Origin of the sequence: Microcoleus sp. B5-D4, assembly GCF_036705145.1 — a bacterium.
Taxonomy (GTDB): Bacteria; Cyanobacteriota; Cyanobacteriia; order Cyanobacteriales; family Microcoleaceae; genus Microcoleus.
Map to the genome: position 1 here is coordinate 1 of NZ_JAUBTV010000167.1, position 4,223 is coordinate 4,223.

Sequence of the window (4,223 nt, forward strand, 5' to 3'; positions counted from 1 at the left end):
TCCCGCCCGTCCTTTTTGGACGGGCGGGACGCCCATCCCACAAACTTGTGGAAGTTAGTTAATTCTCATTCCTAAGTGCCAACTTAGCTGTAATATTAATACGAGCTGAAAATATATAGAGACACAGTATAGAATTTAAAAATGCCCCACAGCCTTGTTTTAAACCTGCTGCCAGTTGCACCAATTCCATCCCAGTTTTTAACGGGACGGCATCTCCACGCTTTATTTCTCAACCTTGTGAGTGCTGTAGACAGCGATTTGAGCGCGTACCTGCACGACCAATCTCATGAAAAAGCTTTCACTTTAAGCCCTTTTCAAGTAAGCAGAAAAGAGGCTTACAAAAGCAGCAAGCCCCAGCCACAAAAGAGAGTTTTGGCTTCGGATTCCCACACAATATCTCCGGCTGTACAGTGGGAACACAAGCAACCAATTCAGGAAAATACGCCGATTTGGTGGCGAATTTCTCTGCTGGATGACGGTTTGTTCGATCGCCTAACTCAACTTTGGCAGCAACTTAATTTCGCTCGCCCTTGGCATCTCGGCCCGACAAATATATACATTACTAATATTTTGAGCGAACCGCAATCCAACCAGCCGTGGGTAAACTTTTGTACTTACGCCGAATTGTTCGATAGAGCGTCGGAAACTGAGCGCCAAATTGCTTTTAGTTTTTGCACTCCTACTAATTTTAGGCAAGGTGTATACGATAGTGCTATGCCCACTCGTGAGAGTATTTTTGGCAGTTTAGCTAATCGCTGGAACAAGTACAGCCGGATGGCGATCGAACCTACTTTCACAGAAGCTATTTTCCCCAGTTTTTTCGATATCCGAACAGAAGTTAGTACAGATTCTCGCAGTAAATTTATTGGCTGCGTCGGGGATATTAGTTACCGAATTATGGGAGATATAGCTCCTGCTACTATCAAGCAAATTAACACTTTAGCAGATTTTGCGCTTTATAGCGGAGTCGGGCGAAAAACGCCGATGGGAATGGGAATGACGCGCCGGTTGCAGGTTTTTTAATTATTCACCTTTGGGCTGAATTTCACTGACTATTTCATAAATATTTGTGTCTGGTATTTTCGCAAACAAAGGCGCCATCTGCTTCAATATTTCCTGATAAGCTTCGCTTTGATTGGCTGCCATATCTTCTACGCTTTCCCAAAAAATGATGGCAATACCTTTGTCTGTATTGGGCAATTGCAGCAGGTATGCTCCCTTAAAACCTGTGGCATAAGTTGCCACGGCTTTTTCAAAAAGTTGTTCTGCAGCTTCAAATTTTCCTGGTTTAAATTCGCCAATGGCAACGTAGGCAAACTGATGTCGGAGAAAGTCGAGAAATTCTGACATATCTTTTTCCTCACTTAATAGCGATACACTAAGTTATATTTTACCCGATCGCCCGAAATTTGTGAATATCGCTGTTTATAAGTAGATCGACCTAAAAAAACCTCACAGCGATCGATCTTTCGATTATTCTGCTCTATCCAACCAAACCATTAAATCGGATAAACTAGAAAATCCGACTACCTCCTCCACCAAATTCTCTAATTGCTCAACCGATAATTCCCCAATCCGCGAAACTACATCGGGATTTACGGCTCCTACTCGTCGCTCCAGCAGCCGCAGAATTAATGCTCTTTGACCTGCTCTAATCCCTTCTTGCATCCCTGCTTGACGGCCTTCTTGCATCCCTGCTTGACGGCCTTCTTGCATCAATTGAGCCCTAGCTCGCTCCAAACCTTCTTCTATACCTCTAGAAACTATTCCCCGCTGTTCTTCGATCGCCGCTTCTTGAGCTTCCATATCCTGGAACTCTTTCAAGGTTAAGTTAGCCTCATTGGCAATTTGAAAAGCTTTTTCTAGTTCAGGAACTGTTTCCATTGAGGCTGGGATTGTTTCTAGATCGGGAGTGTGCTTCATAAAATAAATCCATTTATCAGTCAAAGTTGTGAGTTCATCTAACTCTTTTTTGAACTTCGGCAACTCGACAAAAAACATTTCTACTTGGAGATGGGGATAATCAAAGAGTTTCTCTTTTTCCTTGAAAACGAAATGAGAAATAACATCAGGTTGTTCTTTAAACATTTCAAAATCGGTAATCGTCAAAGCAATTACTGGTTTTAATCTCGGATAACCTTCTCTAATTTTGAGTTGGTTGGCATAGGTTTTGGCTAGGTTGTAGATGACTCGTTTTTCAAAAGCGGCTACATTCAAAACTTGCATTTCAATAATTACCGTCTTGTCGCCTGTAATTCGAGCTTTGACATCCAAATAACTATCTTTGAGTCCGCTAACGGTAGCAGCCGAGTAAGGGTCAATAATTTGCAAGTCTTGGATGATTGGCTCACCGGCGTAAATTAGAGCATTTAAGAAGCTGATGAGGATGTCTTGGCTGTCGGTGGAACCAAAGATTTTTTTGAAGGCAAAGTCTGTTTTAGGGCTGATAAATTTCATGATATTTTTCCTAATCTGTTTTAGTGATTTATGAAATATTTTGATGAAGCGCGATGGCTTCGGGGCTACGAAAACTGGGTCGCTGCAATAGCCCACTTGAATTTATGAAAATACGGGTGATATAAATTTAACATACAAGTAAAAATAAAACCAACATAAAAGTAACAGAAATGACAAAAATATTAGTAATTGAAGACAATAACTTAATTCGAGAAACCGTATTAGAACTTCTGGCATCGCGCGGTTTTGAAGCTGTAGGCGCTGAAAATGGAAAAGTTGGTATCCAGTTAGCTGCCCAAATTCCCGATTTAATTTTGTCTGATGTCATGATGCCGGAACTAAACGGTTTTGAAGTATTCGCAGCCGTGCGATCGCACCCTGCAACCGCCAGCATTCCGTTTATTTTTATGACAGCCTCCGAAATGGAAAAAGCCCTGGAACTCAAAGCAGACGGCTATCTCCAGAAACCTTGCAGTGTCACAGAAATCCTCGGGGCGATCGCCACTCAACTAGAAAAACCGACAGTTAGCAACCCACAACATCAAAAAGTACAGGACAATTCTGTGCCATCAAATCTCAGCTTGCGCGCCAGCAATCAAAAATCTCGGTTTGAGATTGCCTCGGTTTGCTCGCAATAACACGCACAGTAACGTTATGGATACATAAGTTGAGGGAATTTCAAACTGGTTCCCCCCAGGGGTGGCTTAGACTGGGTATGTTGAATTTGGTTAAATATTTATGAACGCACAACCCAAAGGCCGCCTTGTTTGGAATCACTCTACCCACCTTCCCGGTTTGATACCAATTTTAGAGCGCCTCACCCTAAAAATGGGCATTCAAACAGTCACTCCCGGCGTCATCAACAAAGTTAAAGGACACATCCCCCGCATGACATTAAGAGTGTCAGTACCCATCCGCGGGGGATTTAAAATCATCGCCAGACAGGGCAAAACCGTACAAGAAGTCTTTATATTAACCACTCTCACTCAAGGGGACTTGGAAGAGACGATCGCCCAAACCCTACCCAAGTGACAATTTTTCCTTAGCAAGCAAAGCCCGAGCCCTAACTGAAGTAGTTTCATCGCTTTGGGTGATTTCCTCAAGTCGGGCCGAAACTTCCGCTAACCAATCCGGTTTAACAGTCGCAGCACCCGCCAAAGCTTGCAAACCCCCCGCTGCTGCGTAGCGCACCACCCATTCTGGATCTCGGGACGCTTGCAGTAGCGTTTTCACAGCGCGAAGTTGAGCATCTGCAATTTGTTCTGCCGGCATCAATTCCCAGCAAATCGTCCCCAAACCCCTAACCGCCGCCCGCCGCACGCTCAAAGCAAAGTCATTCGCCGCTGCATCCAGCAAAATCTCCAAACCCCTGGGGTCGCCAATTCCCGCCAAAGCCCGAACAGCCCAAGCTCTCGCCCCGTAATTGTAGCCGTCAAGCTGTTCTAGAAGCGGCAGCACCGCAGCTTCTCCGAGTTTAATCAGCCCATCAACGGCTGCAACAGCAGCGCCTGGGTTGTTGTAACCGAGCACTGTAATTAAGGTAGGAATTGCTTGTGTTGAGGGAGTCGCCGCCAGTGCTTTGACTGCGTTTAACAAGCCCTCGGAAGAATCTGCTTTTTCGACAGCCTGAATTAGTTCTAATGCCATTTATTTGTAAGCTTTACCGTGACTATTGTAATTGTAGGTTGGGTCGTAAATTTTTGACCCCACCCCAACCCTCCCCTTATCAAGGGGAGGGAGTAAGAAATTTACAAATGATTTAGGAT

General features: G+C 44.3%; 6 protein-coding genes. 3 read left to right on the top strand and 3 right to left on the bottom strand.

The window, feature by feature from the left end; genetic code table 11:
• Window positions 1-141 precede the first annotated feature (141 nt).
• A complete protein-coding gene (gene cas6 / locus QUB10_RS33765; protein ID WP_333207471.1) occupies window positions 142-1,023 on the top strand; it encodes a CRISPR-associated endoribonuclease Cas6 in 882 nt (293 codons plus the stop codon).
• Here the strand turns inward: cas6 and QUB10_RS33770 are convergent, their stop codons facing one another.
• Together QUB10_RS33770 and QUB10_RS33775 are read right to left on the bottom strand one after the other, a co-directional pair.
• Complete coding sequence (locus tag QUB10_RS33770) at window positions 1,024-1,350, bottom strand: antibiotic biosynthesis monooxygenase (RefSeq protein ID WP_333153332.1); 327 nt, start codon at window positions 1,348-1,350, stop codon at window positions 1,024-1,026.
• A gap of 123 nt (window positions 1,351-1,473) precedes the next feature.
• The gene (locus QUB10_RS33775) at window positions 1,474-2,457 is read right to left on the bottom strand and encodes an Rpn family recombination-promoting nuclease/putative transposase (RefSeq protein ID WP_333207472.1); all 984 of its coding nucleotides are present in this window, start codon (window positions 2,455-2,457) and stop codon (window positions 1,474-1,476) included.
• Between the two features lie 170 nt (window positions 2,458-2,627).
• Here QUB10_RS33775 and QUB10_RS33780 point away from each other — a divergent pair, with 170 nt between their 5' ends.
• On the top strand, window positions 2,628-3,095 hold the full coding sequence (locus tag QUB10_RS33780; protein WP_333207474.1) for a response regulator: 468 nt from the start codon (window positions 2,628-2,630) through the stop codon (window positions 3,093-3,095).
• A gap of 100 nt (window positions 3,096-3,195) precedes the next feature.
• Complete coding sequence (locus QUB10_RS33785; protein ID WP_333055302.1) at window positions 3,196-3,489, top strand: DUF2103 domain-containing protein; 294 nt, start codon at window positions 3,196-3,198, stop codon at window positions 3,487-3,489.
• Here the strand turns inward: QUB10_RS33785 and QUB10_RS33790 are convergent.
• A complete protein-coding gene (locus QUB10_RS33790; protein ID WP_333207476.1) occupies window positions 3,478-4,104 on the bottom strand; it encodes a HEAT repeat domain-containing protein in 627 nt (208 codons plus the stop codon). The two genes, QUB10_RS33785 and QUB10_RS33790, sit on opposite strands and share 12 nt — an antisense overlap.
• Between the last annotated feature and the right edge of the window lie 119 nt (window positions 4,105-4,223).